The sequence below is a fragment of the Deferribacterota bacterium genome (assembly GCA_034189185.1).
GTDB lineage: Bacteria > Chrysiogenota > Deferribacteres > Deferribacterales > UBA228 > UBA228.
Map to the genome: position 1 here is coordinate 1 of JAXHVM010000146.1, position 4,574 is coordinate 4,574.

The following is a 4,574-nucleotide window of genomic DNA, read 5'->3' on the forward strand; positions in this document are numbered from 1 at the left end:
GTACTATTATACACTGATTAATCAATAATAACTGTTTAATATAATACATTTCATAAGTCAATAATATAATTTTATATTTTATATTTTATAATTTAAAAATTAAAAGTGCACAGTTTTTGAATAAATCTTCCAATTTTTCAAGTTAGATTTTTGTTATAAACTTTAAAAAAAGAGCTGACAAAAGAATTGGAAAGCAATAGAATAGTAGTTGAAAAAATGGGGTTTAGTATATTAAATTGTAACCATAGCTTAAAGCAAGGACGTTAAGTAGTAGAAAGACATTGGTAATGAAATAAGTAAGCTTAGACAGAGGAATAACTAATTTCATAAACATTTGGTGTTTGTAATAGTTCTAACCTTTCTCAACTCAGAAAAAAATAGATGGTTGAGAATAGCTTTTTGGTAGGAAAGGTTTTATACAGCGTGTGATGATCCTTTGTTGAGAATACATACATGTATATTTTTTTAGGGGAACCAGTTGCATTTCCTTAAAATACGAATTTAGGAGGTAAAAAGATGATAAAAGAAAAAGCGGAAGCTAAGGCAATAAAATATGTAAAGGAAGGATGGGGAAGTAGAGCTGCAGTGTTTCATGCTGTATATGATCTCTTTGAAACTGATATATCTCTTGAAACGTGCAATAGGATTTGCTGTATATTAAGCCCTTTTACTGCGGCTGCTTCAGCTATTTATGAAAATGGTAAAGGTTATGGCCTTACCATTTGTGGAGCATTAGCTGGTGCTTTGGCTGCATTTAGTTTGGTCCATGGTCCTAAAGAGCTTCCTTATGGTTTTTGGACGGAAGGTATGAAACCAGATGGTTGGCTAAGGGAAGTCCTTGACAATCCAGATATTTCTCCTGAAGAGAAGGTACGTATTTTCTATGATCGTGGTAAGTCATTATTTAGTCCAACTCAACAAATAGTTCGCTCTTTCAAAGAGCATTTTGGTGCTACCGATTGTTTATATTTGGAGGAGCCTTATGGCGATCCAATATCAAGAGAATGCTTTAGGAATTGTGGCAAAGTTATAGTTCCTTGGACAGCAGGAATGGTAGCGCAAATTATTTTAGATTATGAAAAAAATCCAGATCAATTTGAAGTAGATGACAGAAATGTTCACATGACTGTAGTGAGAAAAAGCAAAGGAGATATTTCTTTGTAATCTCCTAACTTAGCAAGTTAGGATTTTTAAATATTTGTTTAGAAAATTTAAGCATTGATTTATTATTAAATAATGATAAATTATAAAACTCTAATAACTAATAGTATATTTTGTTAGAATAATAAAAAAAGTGAGATGTATGTATTATGAAAAGTTTTGAAGAATTAGGCCTTTCTGAGAATATATTGAGAGCCTTAAAGAAAAAGGGATTTGAAGAGCCTACCCCTATTCAGGAGAAAGTAATACCCTTATTATTAACTGAGCAAGTTGATATTGTTGGACAAGCTCAAACGGGGACAGGTAAAACGGCAGCATTTGGTCTACCTTTAGTTGATCTATTAAAAGAGAAGGGTGGTTATATTCAGGCAGCAATTTTAACCCCAACAAGAGAGTTGGCTTTGCAAATAGCTGAGGAGCTCAATTCATTTAAAGGCCATAAAAATATAAGTATCACACCAATATATGGTGGTCAATCAATGGAATTGCAATTAAAACGATTAAGAGATGGGGTAGATATTGTTGTGGGGACCCCTGGTCGAATTATTGATCATTTAGGCAGAAAAACATTAGATTTGGGCAAAATAGATTATTTGATTATTGATGAAGCTGATGAAATGTTAAATATGGGTTTTATCGATGAGATTGAAGAGATTCTAAAGAATACAAATTTAAACAAAAGAACATTATTGTTTTCTGCTACAATGCCAAGTGCAATATTATCAGTAGCGAAAAAATATATGAGAAAATATGAGTTTGTAAAAGTTAAGCAAAATAATATTATTCCACCTTTAACAGAGCAGATATATTTTGAAGTAAATGAACATGATAAATTTGAAGCTTTATGCAGAATCAGAGATATGGAGAAAGAGTTTTATGGGCTAGTTTTTTGCAGAACTAAAGTAGAGGTAGATAATGTTGCTTCAAAATTGCTTGCAAGAGGGTATAAAGTAGCTGCACTTCATGGAGATGTTAGCCAATTCCAAAGAGAAAAGATTTTAAAAAGTTTTAAAGATAGGCGAGTAAACATTCTAGTTGCTACGGACGTTGCTGCTAGAGGCCTGGATATTAATGATGTTACCCATGTTATTAATTATGCAATACCCCAAAATCCAGAAAGTTATATACATAGGATTGGTAGAACGGGAAGGGCTGGTAAGGTGGGAACTGCTATTACCTTTGTTAGCCCTGAGGAATATAGAAGATTAACACATATAAAAAGATTAACAAATGATGGTCTTAAAAAGAAAAAATTGCCAATTATTGAAGATGTTATTAATGCCAGAAAAAATATTATAATAAAAGAAGTTGAATCAATTGCCCAGAGCGATATTGATAATGAAACAATTGATTTTGCTAAAGAAATATTAAAAGGGGAAGAGCCATTAAAAGTTATTGCTGCCTTGATAAAATATTTTTATAAAGAAGAATTAGACAGGAGTAAATATTCTTCATTAGATGAAGTTAATATAGAAAAAAGTGGCAAAGCAAGGCTATTTGTGGCATTAGGTAGACAGGATGATTTAGCTCCAAAAAAGCTCGTAGAGTTTATTAGAGAAAAAACTGGTATTAATCCTTCTAGAATTAGTGAGGTCCAAGTATTCGACAAATTCTCTTTCATTTCAGTACCTTTTGAAGATGCTGAATTAATCCTAAATTATTTTAGAAAAAATAAAAACGGCGCAAAACCTATTGTCACAAAAGCTAAAAAAAGAAAGACTAATGTTGTTGAAAACTAAAAAAATTAAGATTATCTTTTACAATATTGCAATTAAGGACGGCTTATCATTACAAAGTATTTTGTAATAATTAAACGTAGTAAAACAAGGTATATGTTTTAATTACATATTACAATAGTACATTGCGTTATCTTTCATTTTAGCAAGCATTTCTTTAATATTATTTTTACATATTATAGCAGTGAACTTTTGTCTGACTTTGGGTGTCAAACTTTTTTTTGTTTTAGATTTTATTTGATGTTTAATTGTGTTTTTAAAGGATTATAACTTGGTTTATATCTATTTAGATATATTATTAGATATATAATATGGAGGTTATTGATTATGTCTAGTATAAAAAAACTTATATCACTTGACGAAGCATTAGCCTATGAACTTGAAATCCTTTCAAAGGTATTAAATAAGAGCCAAAGGGATATTATTGAGTCAGCATTGAGCTTTTACTTTGATTATACCGATGGTATCGTTGCTGATAAGATTACTGATGAGATCAAATCAGGTAAAATAAATACCTATGATAGCAGTGTTGTTTATCGCAAACTTGGTATAGATTTGGTATAGATATTGAAGATATTGAAGGTTAAGTATTCAGAAGTTGCAGTTAAAAATTTGAAAATATTAGACGCAGTAGAAAGGCAACTAGTAATTAAAAAAATTCATTATTTAGCAGAAAACTTTGATAAACTAAAAAAATCAGGAAAAATCACAGAATTGAAAGGTACTAAATATAAGGGTCAATATCGTTTTATTATTGCAAAAAAATAAGGACTATTTTTAGACTTGAAAATGAAGAATTAATTTTACTAGTATTAAGAATTGGTAAAAGAAGTGAAATTTACAAATAAAAAGAATACTTAAGAAGATTTAATTTACATACATTTAACATCTTTTTATTTTAATTTTACTATAATTTATTGTGTAATATAGAAATTAAGGAGGAAAAGTTATGTTAAAGAAATTTATATTATGTTTCATAGTGTTAGCTTTTTTTAATCAAAATTCGTTTGGCCAAGATTTACCAGTGATAGATCCAGGTAATGCAGGTTACAATGAAATCGATGCAGGTGTTAGAAATCTTTATTCTATAGAAGATTTAAATAATGCTGTTAAAGAAGGTGACGATGAAGGTTTTATATTTGATTTGACAAATAAAACCAAATTAAATGATGGCAGTGAGATTAACCCCAGAAATATATTTGGAAGAATTTATGTTGGGCCATACCCGTTTGAGAAAGATGAAGTTGACTATACATATAAACGTTTCAGAAGTGAGTCGAATATAGAAAATGGTGTTGGCAAAATTGATATAGACTATTTAATGAGTGGTGACCATAATTCAGAGGGATGGGGAGACAGAGGTAGTGTAATGGTTAGGGTAAAGCTATCCCTTGAAGAAAGTGGAAAGGATAGAGATTTAGGAATGTATGATTTTATTTTAAACTTTAAGAAAAACGGAACTTTTGTTAAGGAACCTTCAATAATTGAAGGTCCTTTTGTCTCAAATATGAGCAGTTCAAGTGATGGAGAGTTTGTTATCTCCTTTAAAACATCAGTACCTTGTAAGGCAAGGGTATTCTTTAACGATACATTAGCAGATGAGGACTCTACAGATGTTAAAGAACATAATTTCTACTTCAAAGGCACAGAAAACGCAAACTATAACTACCATATTGA

At 30.3% G+C, this 4,574-nt stretch carries 5 protein-coding genes; all 5 read left to right on the forward strand.

Translation table 11 applies throughout. From position 1 onward, the window contains the following. Positions 1-516 precede the first annotated feature (516 nt). Positions 517-1,164: a C-GCAxxG-C-C family (seleno)protein gene (locus SVN78_08635; GenBank protein MDY6821671.1), complete on the forward strand. Its 648-nt coding sequence runs from the start codon at positions 517-519 to the stop codon at positions 1,162-1,164. Positions 1,165-1,310: 146 nt separating this feature from the next. Further along, positions 1,311-2,900, forward strand: a complete 1,590-nt coding sequence (locus SVN78_08640) for a DEAD/DEAH box helicase (protein ID MDY6821672.1) — start codon at positions 1,311-1,313, stop codon at positions 2,898-2,900. Between the two features lie 324 nt (positions 2,901-3,224). Next, complete coding sequence (locus SVN78_08645) at positions 3,225-3,461, forward strand: hypothetical protein (protein MDY6821673.1); 237 nt, start codon at positions 3,225-3,227, stop codon at positions 3,459-3,461. Between the two features lie 3 nt (positions 3,462-3,464). Further along, positions 3,465-3,665, forward strand: coding sequence for a hypothetical protein (locus tag SVN78_08650; GenBank protein ID MDY6821674.1), 201 nt, complete (start codon positions 3,465-3,467; stop codon positions 3,663-3,665). 181 nt (positions 3,666-3,846) lie between these two features. Next, on the forward strand, positions 3,847-4,574 hold a 728-nt coding region (locus tag SVN78_08655; GenBank protein MDY6821675.1), incomplete at its 3' end, for a hypothetical protein.

Coding starts and splice junctions, on each gene's coding strand:
- SVN78_08645 (MDY6821673.1), top strand. CDS start 3,225: ATGTCTAGTATAAAAAAACTTATATCACTTGACGAAGCATTAGCCTAT.
- SVN78_08635 (MDY6821671.1), top strand. CDS start 517: ATGATAAAAGAAAAAGCGGAAGCTAAGGCAATAAAATATGTAAAGGAA.
- SVN78_08640 (MDY6821672.1), top strand. CDS start 1,311: ATGAAAAGTTTTGAAGAATTAGGCCTTTCTGAGAATATATTGAGAGCC.